At 68.4% G+C, this 15447-nt stretch carries 12 protein-coding genes; 7 read left to right on the top strand and 5 right to left on the bottom strand.

Translation table 11 applies throughout. The features are described from left to right. Positions 1 to 289: 289 nt before the first annotated feature. A complete protein-coding gene (locus QSJ33_RS01940; protein ID WP_285722485.1) occupies positions 290 to 2191 on the top strand; it encodes a M61 family metallopeptidase in 1902 nt (633 codons plus the stop codon). A 66-nt stretch (positions 2192 to 2257) separates the two neighbouring features. Here QSJ33_RS01940 and QSJ33_RS01945 read toward each other — a convergent pair whose 3' ends face one another. The 3 genes from QSJ33_RS01945 to QSJ33_RS01955 are packed head-to-tail and all read right to left on the bottom strand — an operon-like array spanning position 2258 to position 5160. Next, the gene (locus QSJ33_RS01945) at positions 2258 to 3178 is read right to left on the bottom strand and encodes a class I fructose-bisphosphate aldolase (protein ID WP_285722487.1); all 921 of its coding nucleotides are present in this window, start codon (positions 3176 to 3178) and stop codon (positions 2258 to 2260) included. A 47-nt stretch (positions 3179 to 3225) separates the two neighbouring features. Then, positions 3226 to 4293, bottom strand: a complete 1068-nt coding sequence (locus tag QSJ33_RS01950) for a DUF3187 family protein (RefSeq protein ID WP_285722488.1) — start codon at positions 4291 to 4293, stop codon at positions 3226 to 3228. A gap of 6 nt (positions 4294 to 4299) precedes the next feature. Continuing rightward, entirely contained in the window at positions 4300 to 5160 is an 861-nt protein-coding gene (locus tag QSJ33_RS01955) for a 3-hydroxybutyryl-CoA dehydrogenase (protein ID WP_285722489.1), read from the bottom strand. A gap of 76 nt (positions 5161 to 5236) precedes the next feature. Between QSJ33_RS01955 and QSJ33_RS01960 the strand changes: the two genes are divergently transcribed. The 4 genes from QSJ33_RS01960 to QSJ33_RS01975 all read left to right on the top strand — a co-directional run bounded on the left by QSJ33_RS01960 (position 5237) and on the right by QSJ33_RS01975 (position 7588). Further along, positions 5237 to 5593, top strand: a complete 357-nt coding sequence (locus QSJ33_RS01960) for a hypothetical protein (RefSeq protein ID WP_285722491.1) — start codon at positions 5237 to 5239, stop codon at positions 5591 to 5593. A 9-nt stretch (positions 5594 to 5602) separates the two neighbouring features. Then, entirely contained in the window at positions 5603 to 6421 is an 819-nt protein-coding gene (locus QSJ33_RS01965; RefSeq protein ID WP_285722493.1) for a hypothetical protein, read from the top strand. An 85-nt stretch (positions 6422 to 6506) separates the two neighbouring features. Then, positions 6507 to 7184 carry an aquaporin Z gene (aqpZ, locus tag QSJ33_RS01970; protein ID WP_285722494.1) on the top strand — a complete coding sequence of 226 codons (678 nt, stop codon included), beginning with the start codon at positions 6507 to 6509 and terminating at the stop codon, positions 7182 to 7184. A 101-nt stretch (positions 7185 to 7285) separates the two neighbouring features. Continuing rightward, on the top strand, positions 7286 to 7588 hold the full coding sequence (locus tag QSJ33_RS01975; protein WP_285722496.1) for a hypothetical protein: 303 nt from the start codon (positions 7286 to 7288) through the stop codon (positions 7586 to 7588). Positions 7589 to 7617: 29 nt separating this feature from the next. Here QSJ33_RS01975 and QSJ33_RS01980 read toward each other — a convergent pair whose 3' ends face one another. Both QSJ33_RS01980 and QSJ33_RS01985 read right to left on the bottom strand, forming a co-directional pair. Next, positions 7618 to 8388 (bottom strand): TIGR00282 family metallophosphoesterase, encoded by a 771-nt coding sequence (locus QSJ33_RS01980; RefSeq protein ID WP_285722497.1) that lies wholly within the window; start codon positions 8386 to 8388, stop codon positions 7618 to 7620. 64 nt (positions 8389 to 8452) lie between these two features. Continuing rightward, positions 8453 to 11362 (bottom strand): TonB-dependent receptor, encoded by a 2910-nt coding sequence (locus QSJ33_RS01985; protein WP_285722499.1) that lies wholly within the window; start codon positions 11360 to 11362, stop codon positions 8453 to 8455. A gap of 178 nt (positions 11363 to 11540) precedes the next feature. On the opposite strand from QSJ33_RS01985, the gene QSJ33_RS01990 reads away from it, so the two are divergent. Together QSJ33_RS01990 and QSJ33_RS01995 are read left to right on the top strand one after the other, a co-directional pair. Beyond that, positions 11541 to 13280 carry a SpoIVB peptidase S55 domain-containing protein gene (locus QSJ33_RS01990; protein WP_285722501.1) on the top strand — a complete coding sequence of 580 codons (1740 nt, stop codon included), beginning with the start codon at positions 11541 to 11543 and terminating at the stop codon, positions 13278 to 13280. A gap of 45 nt (positions 13281 to 13325) precedes the next feature. Further along, a complete protein-coding gene (locus QSJ33_RS01995) occupies positions 13326 to 15437 on the top strand; it encodes a ligand-binding sensor domain-containing protein (protein WP_285722502.1) in 2112 nt (703 codons plus the stop codon). The last annotated feature ends 10 nt before the right edge of the window (positions 15438 to 15447 follow it).

Consider the following 15447-nt stretch of genomic DNA (forward strand, 5'->3'; position numbering starts at 1 on the left):
ATGGACCGGATGGCGGTTGTAATCACAGGCTTTTTGCCTCGAACACGTGATGAAACATGGTTTGAGCTGTGAAAAAGGTGATCCAATATTGCGCCCGTAGTCCCCTTTGTCCAGAGGATTCCCATCGGGAGGCAGGTCTCGCCGGGACGCGGGCATGGAGGCTCGCGGGCGGGGGCGTAGGCGGGGATCGGAAGAATCCGTGAAGAGAATCTCAGTCTCAAAATAAGCCTGGATCAGCCTCTTAAGACTAGGTAGCATCCACGCCATTCCGCTTCTGTCTGGAGGTTGCGTGATCCGCCGAGTCCCCATCCTTTCCCTGCTGGTCCTGGGCCTGCCGGCCGCCTCCCTCGGGGCCCAGGGAGCCCCGGCCACCGGGGGGCGCCCTGCCATCGAACTGACCCTGGACGCCTCGGACGCCCCCCGGCACCTGCTGCATTCGAGCCTCCGGATTCCCGCGGAACCTGGCCCCCTGACGCTCTTCTACCCCAAGTGGATTCCCGGGGAACATGGGCCCACCGGGCCCATCGCCGACCTGGTGAACCTCCGGTTCTCCGCGGGCGGCCAGCGCCTGCCCTGGCGGCGCGACGATGTGGAGATGTACGCCATCCACCTGCAGGTGCCCGCGGGCGCCCACGCCGTGGACGTGGACCTGGACTTCCTCACCCCCTCGGGCGGCAAGTTCTCGGGCGGCCCCTCGGCCACGGACGCCCTGGCCCTCCTCAGCTGGAACCAGGTGCTCCTCTACCCCCTCGGCCAGTCCTCCGACAGCCTGACCTACGAGGCGCAGGTGAAACTCCCCGAGGGCTGGTCCTTCGGCACGGCCCTCCCCGTGGCCCGCCAGGAGGGCGCCTCGGTCACCTTCCGGCCGGTGACCCTGACCACCCTGGTGGACTCCCCCGTGCTGACGGGCAGCCACTTCAAGCGGGTGGATCTCGGCGAAAGCCTGGGTCGACCCCATCACCTGGACCTGGCTGCGGATGGCCCGTCCGCCCTGGCCATCACGCCCGCCACGGTCCAGCACTATCGCGACCTGGTGGCCCAGTCCGGGGCCCTCTTCGGGGCCCGGCACTACTTCCACTACGACTTCCTGCTGACCCTCAGCGACGATGTGGCCCACTTCGGGCTGGAGCATCACCAGTCCTCGGACGACCGGGTGCCGGAAGGCTCCCTGGTGGATCCGGACCTGCTCAAGACCACTGCGGGCCTCCTGCCGCACGAGATGGTCCACTCCTGGAACGGCAAGTTCCGTCGCCCGGCGGGCCTGGCCACGGGCAACTACGACGCCCCCATGAAGGGGGAGCTCCTCTGGATCTACGAGGGCCTCACGGAGTATCTGGGGTCGATCCTGACGGCCCGCAGTGGCCTGTGGACGCCGGAGGACTACCGGGAACACCTGGCCATGGTCGCCGCCGCGCTGGACGGCGAGCCCGGCCGGGCGTGGCGCCCCCTGGCGGACACGGCGGTGGAGGCCCAGGTCCTCTACGACGCGCCCCCCACCTGGGCCGCCTTCCGCCGCGGCGTGGACTTCTATCCGGAGGGCCTCCTCATCTGGCTGGACGCCGACACCCTCATCCGCGAGCGCAGCGGCGGAAGGAAGTCCCTGGACGACTACTGCCGGGCCTTCGAGGGCGGCGCCAACACCGGCCCCAGAGTGAGGCCCTACGATCTGGACGAGGTCCTCGCCACACTGAACCGTGTCCTGCCCTACGACTGGGCGGGCTTCTTCAGGAGCCGGGTGGAGGACCTGGCGCCACGGGCGCCCCTGGGCGGCCTCGAACGGGGCGGCTGGCGTCTTGTCTACGGCGATACGCCCACGGACCTCTGGAAGGCCACGGAACATGCCGGAAAGCTGGTGGATGTCACCTGTTCCCTCGGCCTCCGGCTCGGCACGGACGGGGGCGTGGTGGATGTCCTGCCGGGCTCGCCGGCGTTCCAGGGCGGCTTCATCCCCGGGATGAAGGTGGTCTCCGTGGACGGCACCCGGTTCTCCCCCACCGTCCTGCACGATGAGATCCGGGCCGGCCAGACGGGCAAGGAACCCCTCTCCTTCGTCGTTTCCAGCGGGACTTTCGTGAAGACCCTGCGGGTGGACTACCATGGCGGCGAGCGCTACCCGCGTCTGGAGCGGATCCCCGGGGCTTCGGACCGCCTCTCGGACATCCTCCGGCCGCTGCCGGTGCCCGCCCAGTAGGGCCGGTGCCGCTGGCATTGGAAAGGGCCGCCCCTGGGCGGCCCTTTCTGCGCTGGAGGGATGCCCTCAGCCCTTCTTGTAGAGGTCCATCACCGCGTGCAGGAGCTCGATGGCTTCCTTCCTGGGGCGCTGGAAGGCATTGCGGCCCATGATGCTGCCGAAGGCGCCGCCGGCGGCGATCTCGGCCACCTCCTTCAGCACCTCCTCCGTGCCCTTCGCCTCGCCGCCGCTGAAGATCACGATGCGGCGTCCGTTGAAGGCGCTCTGCACCACGTGGGCGATGCGGTCCTTCAGGGTGGCGGTGGGGATGGCGTACTTCTCGAACACCTTCTTCGCCTCGGCCTGCTCGATGACGTCCTTGGGCGGCTTCACCTTGATGATGTGGGCGCCCAGCTGGGCCGCGATCTGGGCCGCGTAGCCGCAGACGTCCACGGCGGTCTCGCCCTCCTTGGTGAGCCCGGCGCCGCGGGGGTAGGACCACACCACCGTGGGCAGGCCCACGGACTTGGCCTCGAGGATCAGCTCGCGCAGGGCCTCGTACTGCTCGTTGCGGGCCCCGCTGCCGGGGTAGATGGTGTAGCCGATGGCGGCGCAGCCCAGGCGGAGGGCGTCCTCCACACTGCCGGTGATGGCGCTGCAGGGCTCGTGGCCCTTGCTGAGGGTGTCGCTGTTGTTGAGCTTCAGGATGAGGGGGATCTCGCCGGCGTAGTCGGAGGCCACATGCTCGATGAAGCCCAGGGGCGCGGCGTAGGCGTTGCAGCCGGCCTCGATCGCCAGTTCGACGTGGTAGCGGGGATCGTAGCCGCCGGGATTGGGGGCGAAGCTGCGGGCGGGGCCGTGCTCGAAGCCCTGGTCCACCGGGAGGATCACGAACTTGCCGGTGCCGGCCAGGCGGCCATGGTTCATGATCCGGGCCAAGTTGGCCTTCACCCCCGGGTTCTCCGAGCTGTACCAGGAAAGGATTTCGCGGACGCGGGCGGTGGCCATGGCTGCTCCATGCAGATGAGTCGATCGCCTATTCTACCGGCACCGTCTCAAAAATGTGCCGTCAGGCTGGCGCCCAGGGCCATGTCCGCGGTGTTCCCCCAGTGGGTGACGTTGTTCATGTAGTGGAAGGTGAGGGTGGTGTGGGGCGTCCAGTGCCAGTGGACGCCAAGGTCGTGCTGGAGGCTCGGCTGGTCAAAATGCTGGTAGGGCTGCGGGTGCAGGTAGCCGCTCTGCCAGTAGAGCTGCAGGAAGGGCTGGGTCCGCCGCCACCGCCGGTATTCCCAGGTGGCGTGGAGGCCCACCCCGTCCCGGAAGCCGATCGCGGTGTAGTCGGGGCTGCCGTGGGGGCGCTGGACGAAGGCGCCACCGAGGTAGAAGACATGCCGGGGGGCGGCCCGCCAGAGGGCCGTGACCCCATAGCTCTGGTCCCAGCCGGACCGGTACACATCGTAGGTGTGGGTGAGGGGGGGCTTGAGGCTGAAGGTCGCCGAGAGGGTCCAGGCGGGGGTCTGGAGGAGGCGTTGGGTCAGGCCGAAGACCGGATCCTGGGTCTTCCCGAGGATGCGCTCGTCGTTGAAGAAGCTCACCTTCCCGTACTGGGCCACGGCCAGGGTCACCTGGTTCTGCAGGACGAGGTCGCGGCCGAACTGCTCGAAACCGAGGTGGTGGAAGTCCTCGATGAGGGGATCCAGGAATCCGCCGGTGTGGTTCTGCACCGGGAGGCGGAACCAGAGGTCGGTCCGGTCCGTCAGGCCGTACCGTCCCTCCAGCTCGAAGCGGGCGATCTCCTCGTCGAAGAAATACACCACGGGGAGGCTGGCGTACTCGGGCAGGTGGGCTTCCATGTAGGCCCGCGTGATGGCCACCCGGCCCGAGGTATCCCTGGGCGGGTTGTGCTCGAAGACATCCGAGAATTGGAAGGTGTTCGCCTCGACCCAGTGCAGGGCCCACCGCCAGCGACCCCGGCCCAGGGGCGCGGGGTCCACGGGCTGGTAGGCCATGGTCGGGAGGTAGAGGGGGAACATCTCCCGGGTGGGGAAGGGGCCCATCTCGTGGAGGGGCTCCTCCGCCGCCAGTCCCAGGACGGCAAGAAAGGCCAGCGCCGCCCGACGCATCACATGCTAGGCCTTGCTGTAGTCGTAGAAGCCGCGGCCGCTCTTCTTGCCCAGCCAGCCGGCATCCACGTACTTGATGAGCAGGGGGCAGGGGCGGTACTTGGGATCGCCCAGCCCCTCGTGCAGCACGTTGAGGATGAACAGGCAGGTGTCCAGGCCGATGAAGTCCGCCAGGGTGAGGGGGCCCATGGGGTGGTTCATCCCCAGCTTCATGATCCCGTCGATGCTCTCGACCGAAGCCACGCCTTCGTACAGGGCGTAGATGGCCTCGTTGATCATGGGCAGGAGCACACGGTTGCTGACGAAGCCGGGGAAGTCGTTGCAGGGGATCGGGGTCTTGCCGAGCTGCTTCGAGAGCTCCATCACAGTCCCGAAGGTGGCCTCGCTGGTGGCCAGGCCCCGGATCACCTCGATGAGCTGCATGACCGGGACAGGATTCATGAAGTGCATGCCGATGAAGGCTTCGGGCCGCTTCGTGACCGCCGCCAGCTTGGTGATGGAGATGCTGCTGGTGTTGGAGGCGAGGATGACGCCGGGGCGGCAGACCCGGTCCAGGGTCTCGAAGATCTGCTTCTTGACCTCCCACTTCTCGGTGGCGGCCTCGATCACGATGTCGCAGGCAGCCAGGTCCTCCAGCTTCGTGGTGGTGCGGACCCGGCCCAGGACCGCGGCTTTCTCCTCGGCGGTCATCTTCCCCTTGTCCACGCCCCGCTGCAGGTTCTTGTCGATGGTGGCCACGCCCTTGGCGGCGAAGGCCTCGCTGATGTCCTGCATGAGCACCTGGTAGCCCGACTGGGCGAAGACATGGGCGATGCCGTTGCCCATCTGGCCTGCACCGATGACGCCGATGGTCTTGATCTCACTCATGGGATCCCTCCGGAACGTCCAGCATAGCGTCCGGCGTCCGTGACCCGTAGCATGGAGCTGATCTCCCGGAGGAACCTTGGCTGCATCAAAGACTCGTGTGGACTGGTCGCTTCTGCTGCTCCGGTTGGCGGTGGGCGGCATGGCCCTGCTGCAGGGCCTGGCGGTGCTCCGCCATGCCCATGGCGCCATCTCCTTCGGGAACGTCGCGGGCTGGGGGCTGGCCATCCTGGAGATGGTCTGCGGGATCTTCGTGGTCATCGGTCTCTGGACCTGGCTCATGGCCGCGATCCTGGTGGGGCTGGTGGGCTGGCCCCTGGTGCAGGGATGGCTGCACGGGGCGGGAGTCCTCGCCAGTCCCGCCGGGCTCTTCCGCCTGCTGACGACCCTGGCCTGCGCCATCGGCGGCGGGGGCAAGTGGGCTGTCGACCGCTAGGAGGTGATGATGCTCCGACCCCGCATGCACGATTCGCTGTGGGCCTTCGACGCCGAGTGGGTGCCGGACCCCGCCACCGGCCGCCGGGTGCTGGACCTGCCCCGGGACATGCCAGACGATGAGGTGACGGCCCGGATGTGGGCCTACGGGGGCGCCACGGAGGCGGATCCGCGACCCTACCTGAAGACCATCCTGTGCCGGGTGGTGTCCATCGCGGCGGTGGTCCGGACCGTGAAACACGGCGAGGTCCAGCATCGCCTCTTCGCGCTCCCGGAGGGACCGGACCCGCTGCCCGAGGGCGAACTTCTGCGGCGCTTCCTGGTGGCCCTGGGCGACAAGAAACCCCAGCTCGTGGGCTTCAACAGCCGCGAGGCGGACCTGCCCATCCTCATGCAGCGGGCCATGGTCCACCGGCTCTCGATCCCCGGCCTGGGACGGAGCGCCGACAAGTGGGCGAAGGACGACTTCTTCGACCGGTACGGGAACCAGCACCTCGACCTGCGGGAGATCGTCGGGACCTGGGGCAAGGCCTCCTCCACCCTGCACGAGCTGGCCACCGCCTGCGGGATTCCCGGCAAGCTGGGCACGGACGGGAAGAGCGTCATCGACCTCTGGCGGGCCGGGGACGTGGCGGGCATCGTCCGCTACAACCAGTTCGACGCCCTCACCACCTTCCTGGTCTGGCTGCGGGCCATGACCCTCTCCGGCCACCTCACCCCCGAGGACATGGAGGCCGAGGAGGCCCAGATCCGGGCCCTGGTCCAGCAGAAGGCGGCCCTCGACCCGGGTTTCGGGCTTTTCCTGGAGGGCTGGGCCCACCTTTCCTGACGCCTCCCGCTTGAATCCCCGGCCCGGACGGCTAGACTGGCCCCGATCTTCCGTTCCGGGCCTGTTTCTTCCCAAAGGGGGCATTGTGGACAAGCGGCATGTCGCGGAATTCTTCGGGACCCTCTGGCTGGTGCTGGGTGGTTGCGGCAGTGCGGTGCTGGCCGCGGCCTTTCCCGGGGTGGGCATCGGCCTCCTCGGCGTGAGCCTGGCCTTCGGCCTCACGGTGCTGACCATGGCCTTCGCCATCGGCCCCATCTCGGGCTGCCACCTGAACCCGGCCGTGACCCTGGGGCTGGCCGTGGGCGGTCGCTTCCCCTACAGGGACATCGCCGGCTACTGGATCGCCCAGGTGCTGGGCGCCGTCGCGGCCTCGGCCATCCTCTATGTGATCGCCACCGGCAACGGCTCGGCCATCGGCGGCTTCGCCGCCAACGGATTCGGTGAGCATTCCCCGGGCCGCTACAGCCTCGGGGCCGCCCTGCTCACAGAAGTGGTGATGACCTTCTTCTTCCTGCTGGTGATCCTGGGCAGCACCGCCAGGAAGGCGGCTCCGGGCTTCGCGCCCATCGCCATCGGCCTCTGCCTGACCCTCATCCACCTCATCAGCATCCCGGTCACGAACACCTCGGTGAACCCGGCCCGCAGCACCGGACCGGCCCTTTTCGTGGGGGGGTGGGCCCTGTCCCAGCTCTGGCTCTTCTGGGTGGCGCCCTTGGTCGGGGCCACCCTCGCCGGCTTCCTCTTCCCGAAACTCGAGGAATAGGGACTTTCCCCGGTCCCCCAGCCACCCGGCCACCCGCCGGGCCGGCAGGGCTTGAGCCGCGGGACGGTCGGGCCGATACACTGATGGTCCGAGGAGCCGCCATGACCCAGGAGATCCGCCCAGAGGACCTCATCGTCACCGAGCAGGACGGCACCCGCCGGATCAACCACGACGTGATCGAGAGCTACGGCCTGTTCAACCTGCCGCGGACGACCATGCGGCAGGCCCTGATGGTCTACTACGACAATGCCAGCCGCCAGGGTCGGGGCGCGGCCCAGACCGTGCGCACCTTCATCACCCTGGCCAGCTCGATCACCCGCTTCCCCCGCCAGGTGGCCATCAACTTCACCCGGGGCCAAGCCTACCGGCGGAACATGCGGATGTTGAGGCGGTTCAGCCGCTGAACTCGCGGTGCGAATTCAGGTGGAAGCGTTCAAAGGGTCCGGATGATCCGCTCGATGCCCGTGGCTTTGCGGCCCTCGGTGGTGACGAGAATGGCGTGGAGCTGGAGGTCGCCCTCGGCGACCTCGTACTTGGGGCGCTGCACCTTGAGGAAGCGGCCCAGGCTGGACTCCTTCTTCATCCCGATGACGCCGCCGTAGGGGCCGGTCATGCCGATGTCCGAGACGTAGGCCGTACCGCCGGGCAGGATCTTGGTGTCGAGGGTGGGCACATGGGTGTGGGTGCCGAGGACGGCGGCCGCCCGGCCGTCCAGGTGGTGGCCCATGGCCTGGGCCTCGCTGGTGGCCTCCGCGTGCATGTCCACGATCACGAGATCGGCGCGCTCCTTCTGGAGGATGGCATCGACGCAGCGGAACGGGCACTCGCAGGGGGGCATGTGGACCCGGCCCATGAGGTTGATCACGAGCACCTCCGCCCCCGAGGCCGTGTGCAGCTTCACCCACCCGTTGCCCGGCGTGTCGGGGGGATGGTTGGCGGGGCGGAGCAGGCGGGGTTCCTGGCGGAAGGTGGCCTCGATGCCCTTCACATCGAAGGCGTGGTTGCCGGTCGTGATCACGTCCACCCCCAGGCCGTCGAACCACTCCCGGGCGATGGACTCGCTGATGCCGTGGCCGTGGGCGGCGTTCTCGCCGTTGACCACCACGAAATCCGCCGAGGTCTCCCGGCGGAGCGCGGGCAGGTGGGCCTCCACCAGCCGGCGTCCCGGTTCACCCACCACATCGCCCAGCATCAGGATCCGCATCCCACCAGCCTAGCGAAAAAAAGGGGCGGCGCGAGCGCCGCCCCTTGCAAGCCTGGTCTCCGGATCAGAAGGCGAACCGGGCGCCAACCTGGATCTGCCGGGCGCCGCCCAGCCAGACCTGGGACTGGTCCAGGCTGGGGGCCGCGTCGGTGCTGGACGGGGTGGCCGTGTGGATGGCGGTCGCCAGGTAGGTGTCCTGGCGGTTCAGGAAATTGAAGACGTCCAGGGACAGGGTCATCTTCAGGCGGCGGGCCAGATGGAAGTCCCGGCGCAGGCCGAGGTCCATGGTCATCTGGGAACCGGTCCGGTAACTGTTTCGGCCGGAATCCTGGCCGTTCACGTAGAAGCGGTCATTGGAGGAGTTCCCGTCCCCGTTCATGTCCCGGTTGTAGATCAGGGAGTAGGGAGTGCCCGTCTGGTACCGGATGGACAGGGAGGCCAGGATGCCGGAGAAGGCCCGGTCCAGGTAGCTCATGTAGCCCGTCAGCACCTGGCGCCGGTCGGTGTCCGCATAGCCCCACTGGGCACCGAGATTGCCGGCGTCCTGGATGGTGATGCCAGAGTAGTTGCGTTCGTTGGAGTCGCTGTCCTTGTTGACGGAGTAGGTGTAGAACAGCTGGGCGTCGAAATCGCTGCCGTCCTTGTGGTACTTCAGGCTGAACGTGTAGGCGTGGTAGAGGCTCGTGGCATCCGAGAAATACATGCCCATGGTGCCGTAGGTGGTGTTCGGACGGGCCGGGTAGAGCAGGCGTCCGTAGGCACCCATGGTGGGGGTGCCGATGTTCAGGTCGGCGGTGCGTTCAAGCCGGCTGCCCTTGGCGTAGGTGGCGGAGAGCCCCAGGACCAGGTCCTGGAAGAAGGGGCGTTCGGCGCCGAGATTCACGCGGTCGGTGTAGGGATTCTTGAAGTCGGGGCTGAAGGTCCAGATGTTGAACTTGGGAAGGACGCCACCGGTGGGGAAGGACGGGAACCAGAAGGGGTTGGTGGGGCTGAAGGTCGCACCGCGGGGGATGCCGAAGGTGGCCGCGTCGGCCGCCTTGAAGTCCACCGAGCCCGTGCGGACGCCGTTGGCGGCGTACACCTGGTAGAAGAAGACCGCAGGCGTGGTGCTGACATAGCGGCCGATGCTGCCACGGACCACCGTCTTGCCCTGGTCGAAGGAGGGGTTCCAGGTGAAGGAGAAGCGGGGGGAGAACTCGCTATCGCTGGGGATCTTGGCGGTCACCGGCATGGACGTGGACAGGACATTGCTCATGTCCAGGATCGGGTAGTCCGGGTTCTCCTGGCGGTCCCAGCGCAGGCCCAGTCCGAGCTTCAGGGATTCGGTCACCCGCCAGTCGGCCTGGATGAAGGCGGCCTCCTGCTTGTAGCTCGTGCTGAAGAGGCCGGCCTGGTGGATGTCGGAACCCGGCATCAGGCTGAAGTTCTGGCGATAGGTGGTCCAGTTGCCGGCCTCGAAGGCGGCGAGGTTGTCGAAGAAATAGACCCCCTGCCAGTTGCCGGCGAAGAACTCGGACACGTCGATGGCGTTGTAGTCGATGCCGCCCTTGATCTGGAGGGTGGGGGTGACGTAGCTCAGGTTCTCCTGGATCTGGGTGCGCTTGGTGTTGTAGGTGCGATCGAAGGGATAGGCACCGTAGTAGCCGACACCGCTGATGCTCACTTCAGGCCCGTTGGCGTAGGTCGTCCGGGGCATGTCGTCCTTGGTGTAGCTGATCCGGGCCTCATTCAGCCAGTTGGCATTGAGCACCCAGTTCCACTGGAGGACGTAGGCGTCCGTGGTCACGTCGTCGGAGGCCCGATTCTCGGAGGCGGCCGTCGTGCCGGAGCCGGTGTCGCCGCTGAACTTGGAGTGGTTGATCCGGAACTGCAGGGTCTGGTCCTGGGTGAGGTTCCAGTCGAAGCGGGCGAAGACCACGTCGGAATCGGCCTTGCTGCTGTAGTCGCCGCCCTTGGCGAGCAGGACCGCGTCGGAGGGATTGGCGGGATTCAGGGTCACCGGACGGGTGCCGCCCCACACCTGGTGGATGGGGCTGGTGTACCGCTGCCCGTCGTACGCCACGAAGTAGAAGAGCTTGTCCTTGACGATGGGGCCGCCGGCGCTGAAGCCGAACTGCTCCTGCTTGAACTGGCCCACAGGGTAGGTCGTGGTGGTGCCGTTGGGCTGGCGAAGGGTGGGGCCCGCCTCCACCCAGCTGCGGGGGCGGATGTAGTAGAAGAGGCTGCCGCCGAAGTCATTGGTGCCGTTCTTGGTGATGGCGTTCACATAGCCGCCGCCCATGCGGCCGAACTCCGCCGAGGCACCGTCGGTTATCACCTGGTACTCGCGGATGGCCTCGATGGAGATGGTGAAGGGCGTCTTGCCCTCGGCGGCGCCCAGGGCACCGCCGAAGAAGGGCTCGTTGTTGTCCGCGCCGTCGATGTTGATGGAGGTGTTGACGCCACGCTGGCCGGCGATGGCCAGGTTGCCGCGGCTGCTGTCCACCACCACCTGGGGGGTCAGGGTGGCCAGGTTGGTGAAGGACCGGTTCAGGACCGGCAGGTTGGAGAGGTTGTCGGGGGAGATGTAGGCCGCGGCGCTGGCACGGTCGGCGTCCACCTGGGCGGTGGCGGCCACCACCTCGACCACGGCGCCGGTCTCGGGGGCCAGGCGGATGGTGAGGGGGGCGGCATCGCCGAGGTTCAGGTTCACCTTCACGTTGCTGGCAGTCTGGTAGCCGGCCTTGGTGACGGTCACCTGGTAGGGGCCGACGGGCAGGAGGGAGGCCAGGTAGCGGCCGTTCGCATCGCTCTGCACCGTTCGGAGGAATCCGGTCTCCATGTTCCGGATGGCGACCATGGCGCCACCGATCGGAGCTCCCTGCTTGTCGAGCACCCGCCCGGCCAGCTGGGTGGAGACACCCTGGGCGCAGAGGGGTGCCGCCGCCACCAGCAGGGCAAGAATGGATGAACCGCGTAAATGCCTAGGACGCATGGAAAGTTCCTCCTCCGGCCTAGGCTACCGGAGACCCCCCCCGGGCAAAAGAGACCAATTGGTGAGGGAACGAAAAGTTCACGCAGGGCACCAGATGGTCACGACGGGGCAATCCGGGTTGAGACAGGTTCTCTCGAGTACGGACCCTGATAGGCTTCAAGCTTCCCACGGGATCCGCATGAGACTGGCAGTCCTCGCCCTGGCCATCACCCTCCCCATCGCCGCCCAGGCCCCCGCCACCATGCCCCTCTCGGACATCCGGGCGGGCATGAAGGGCTACGGCCGGACGGTCTTCCAGGGGGGCAAGATCGAACGGTTCGACTTCGAGGTGGTGGGCGTCCAGCGGAACGCCTATCCAGGGCGCGGCCGCATCATGATCAAGGCCAGCGGGGGGCCGCTGGCGGAGACCGGGATCCTGGCGGGCATGAGCGGCAGCCCCTGCTACATCGACGGGAAGCTCATCGGGGCCCTCAGCACGGGCATCCAGTTCGAGAAGGATGCCATCGGCGGCGTGACGCCCATCGGGGAGATGCTGGAACAGCTGCGCGACATCCCGGAGACGCCCTCCAGCCGCACCCCCCTGATCCTGCCCAAGCTCGAGCCCCCCAAGGTGCTCAAGGCGGCCCTGGAGGGGAAGATGATCCCCCTGGACGTCCTGATGGGCGGCGATGAAACCAGTGCCCTCCCCATGGCCGTGGCCGGGACCCCCCTGTCGCCGGAGACCCAGAAGCTGTGGTCGGGCCTGCCCATCCGCTTCGCGGCGGCGCCGGCCCTCTCGCCCACCGCTGGCAAGGAGGAGGCCAGCCCCCTGGAGCCCGGGGGCATGGCGGCCATCTCCCTCATGCAGGGGGACCTGGACATGACGGCGGCGGGGACCATCAGCTATGTCTCCGGGAAGCGGGTGCTCCTCTTCGGGCACCAGCTCTTCAACCTGGGGCCCCTGGACCTGCCGCTGTGGTCCGCCACCGTGGCGACGGTGGTGCCCAGCTACTCCAGCTCCTTCAAGATGGCCATGCCGGTGGCCCAGGTGGGCGCCCTGCGCCTGGATCGCAGCTCCGGCGTGGCCGGCCTCCTGGGGGCCGAGCCCCGGATGGTGCCCCTCCGCGTGGGGCTGAACCTGGGCGGGCGGAAGACCCTGAACTTCCGCTTCGAGCTCATGGACAATCCCATCCTCACGCCCGTGCTGGTGGCCACCGCGGTGGCCCAGGTGCTCGACAGCAACATCCGCGGCGCGGGGTTCCAGAGCCTTTCCCTGCAGGGGAACATCAAGCTGGCCGGGCAGAATCCCATCCAGGTCGAGAACGTCATCGCGGACCTGAATGCCGGGCGCATGGCCCAGTACGTGGGGGCCATGCTCCAGGCCGTGACCCTGAACCCCTTCGAGAAACCCACCATCGACGGGATCTCGCTGAACATCAAGGCCGAGGAGCGCCTGGACCTCGCCGGCATCGCCGACGTCCGGCTGCTCAAGGCCCGGGCCAAGCGGGGCGAGGTGCTGCCCGTCCTGGTGACGCTCCAGAACATCCAGGGGGTCCGGGAGACGGCCACCTTCAACATCCAGGTGCCCCTGTCCGCCACCAAAGGCAAGGCCATCCTCATGGTGGGCGACGGCTTCAGCCTGACGGCCGCCGATCCGGACCAGCGGGCGGTGGAAGTCACCAGCCTGGGCGACGTGGTGCGCCTCCTCAACGGCGCCCTGCGGAACAACCATGCCTACGCCCTGCTGGTGCAGACCCAGCCCGGCGCGGGACTCCGGGGCGCCCGGATCGAGGGCATCCCGCCGACCATCGCCGCCCTGGTGGGCGACAACGGCTCGGCCGCCGGGAACCGGCTGCAGCGCCACGTCATCGGGCGGGCGGTGCTGCCCCTGGACCGGGAAGTCCGGGGGCTCAGCCAGATGGAAGTCGAGATCGAGTAGGATCGCCGTTCAGGATCGGATGACGGGCATTCACGAAAGGGAACCATGCGCTGGATGAAGCTCCTCCTCCCCGCCCTCGTGGGCATGACGCTCGCCGCGGATCAGCCTTCCGCCACCTTTTCTTCCTTCAACGACTGGCTCGGCGCCGAGACGCGGGGTGTCCGCATCGGGGCCGACGGGCGCCTGACCCTGGCCCCGAGCCTCCGGCGGGTGGCCCAGCTCCCCGAGGGTGTCATCTGGTCCGCGGTGCCGGACGGCACGGGCGGCGCGTACCTCTCGGCCGGCACGGAGGGGAAGATCTTCCGCTACAGCGGCGGCCAGGTGCGGCCCGTGGGCCAGGTGAAGGGCGGCATCGTTTTCGCCATGGCGCGGCTCGGGCAGGACCTCATCCTGGCCCCCACCGGGGAGGGCAAGCTGCTGCGGATGACCGCCAACGGGGACGTGAAGCCCTTCGCGGACATCGAGGCCAAGGTGGTCTGGTCCCTTGCCGTCGATGGGGACAATGTCCTTGCCGCGGGCGGCGCCGAGCGGGGCGCGGTGCTGGTGCAGGCCCGCGAAGGCAGCAGCCGCCTCCTGGCCAGCCTCCCGGACGAGACGGCCTTCACGGCACTGGCCCCGGACGGGCAGGGCGGATGGTACCTCGGCAGCCACGGCCGCGGCCTGGTGCTCCGGTACAGCCGCCAGGGGGATCGCCTCGAGACCCTCATGGACACCCCCTTCGAGGAGGTCCGGGCGCTCGCCGTGGTCGACGGGCAGCTCTACATCGGGGCCGACAACGGCCTCACGCCGAAATTCAGCACCGGCCAGCTGGAGCGCCGGGAAGGCTACCTCCAGGCGGCGGAGACCGGTGCGGCCATGCGGTCCGCCGTCCTCCGGATGGACCGGGACCGGGTACCGGAAACGCTCTGGCAGAGCGCCCAGAGCCAGGTGTACGCCCTGATGGCCTGGAAGGGGCAGCTGCTGGTGGGCACGGGCAACCGTTCGCGGATCTTCGGCATCCCCCTGGGGACGGAACGTCGGAATGACCCCTTCGCCTCCCTCCAGGAGCTGGGGACGGCCCAGGCCACGGCCTTCCTGCCCTCGGGCGGGGACATGCTGGTGGTGGGCTCCAATCCCGCCGAGCTGCACCTGCTCTCGGAAGCCCAGGCCACCGAGGGCACGCTGGAATCCCGGATCATCCAGGGCGCACCCCTGGCCGACTGGGGCCGGGCCTACCTCACTTCCGAGCAGCCCCAGGGGACGAATGTGGAGCTGCAGTTCCGCACGGGCAGCACGGAGACGCCTGACGCCACCTGGAGTCCCTGGACGCCGCCCCTCCGCAGCGGAGAGCGTCCCGCCCTGCCGCCTGCGCGCTGTGCCCAGTTCCGCCTCCGCCTGACCAGCACCCGGGGCGGTGCGACCCCCGTGGTGGAGGGCGTGGACCTGCACTGGGCCCCGCGGAACCTGGCCCCCGTCTGGGCCGGCGTGGACATCATGCCCCCGGGTCTCGTGATCACCCGCAACGCGCCGCCGGACGACATCGGCATCGAGCGGGTGCCCCTGAGCACGCAGAAGCTCATCCCCGCCCTGGGCTATGCCGGGGCCGAGAAGCGCAGCTTCCGCCGCGGCGGCCAGAGCTTCGTCTTCCATGTGAACGACCCCAACGGGGATGCCCTGGCCTTCGACATCCGGCTGCTCCCCGAGCACGGCTCGCCCATGGCGCTGGAGAAGGGGTGGAAGGAGCGGTTCTTCACCTTCGACACCCTGCCCGTGCCGGATGGCCGCTACCGGCTGGAGGTCACCGCCTCCGACGCCCCGTCCGCGCCTTTCAACGCGGCCCTCACCAGTCTCTGGGTGACGCCGCCCTTCCTCGTGGACCACACGCCCCCGGCCATCGCCGAGCTCACGGCCGTGCCTGAAGGCGGCGGGCTGCGGGTGAAGTTCACCGCCAGGGACGAGACCTCCCTGCTGAAGGAGGCCGCGGTCAGCGCCGATGGGGAGCACTGGCTCCAGATCGCCCCCGAGGACCGGGTCTTCGACCAGCAGGAGGAGCGGTTCGACGTGCTCGTGCCCCGGGACCAGGTGCGCGGCGACCGCATTCTCGTGAAGGCGGTGGACCAGAACAACAACGAGCAGACGGCTTCCGTGAGCGTGGGAGGGGCCGGCAAGGCCCGCTAGGAGGGGAGCC

It is taken from the genome of Geothrix rubra (assembly GCF_030268065.1).
GTDB lineage: Bacteria > Acidobacteriota > Holophagae > Holophagales > Holophagaceae > Geothrix > Geothrix rubra.